At 56.1% G+C, this 421-nt stretch carries 3 tRNA genes; all 3 read left to right on the forward strand.

Going from position 1 to position 421, the window contains the following annotated elements:
* The first annotated feature begins 59 nt into the window (after nucleotides 1–59).
* The 3 genes from ACI7RC_RS27780 (at nucleotide 60) to ACI7RC_RS27790 (ending at nucleotide 365) form a co-directional block, all read left to right on the forward strand.
* Nucleotides 60–144, forward strand: a tRNA-Leu gene (locus tag ACI7RC_RS27780).
* 14 nt (nucleotides 145–158) lie between these two features.
* Nucleotides 159–235 (forward strand) — tRNA-Glu (locus ACI7RC_RS27785).
* A gap of 54 nt (nucleotides 236–289) precedes the next feature.
* A tRNA-Val gene (locus tag ACI7RC_RS27790) sits at nucleotides 290–365 on the forward strand.
* The last annotated feature ends 56 nt before the right edge of the window (nucleotides 366–421 follow it).

Genomic DNA, 421 nt, shown 5'->3' on the forward strand with positions numbered 1-421 from the left:
TTCATACCCGAAAGGTCGGGGGTTCGATCCCCTCCGCCGCTACCAAAAACTACATTTAAGCGGTCGTGGTGGAATTGGCAGACACACCATCTTGAGGGGGTGGCGGGGCGACCCGTGCGAGTTCGAGTCTCGCCGACCGCACCATAAATACTGCATATGGCCCGTTGGTGAAGCGGTTTAACACAGCAGCCTTTCACGCTGTCATGCAGGGGTTCGAATCCCCTACGGGTCACCATTTTTTTAGATAAGAATCCTCGCAAAGGGCTCGAGTCACTTTGTGGGGTGTTGCGGAGGCTTAGCTCAGCTGGGAGAGCATCTGCCTTACAAGCAGAGGGTCGGCGGTTCGATCCCGTCAGCCTCCACCATTGAATCACTTTTTATCGTCGCGGGATGGAGCAGTCCGGTAGCTCGTCGGGCTCAT

The organism is Brevibacillus sp. B_LB10_24, from assembly GCF_046036945.1.
In the GTDB taxonomy this organism is placed as follows: domain Bacteria; phylum Bacillota; class Bacilli; order Brevibacillales; family Brevibacillaceae; genus Brevibacillus_C.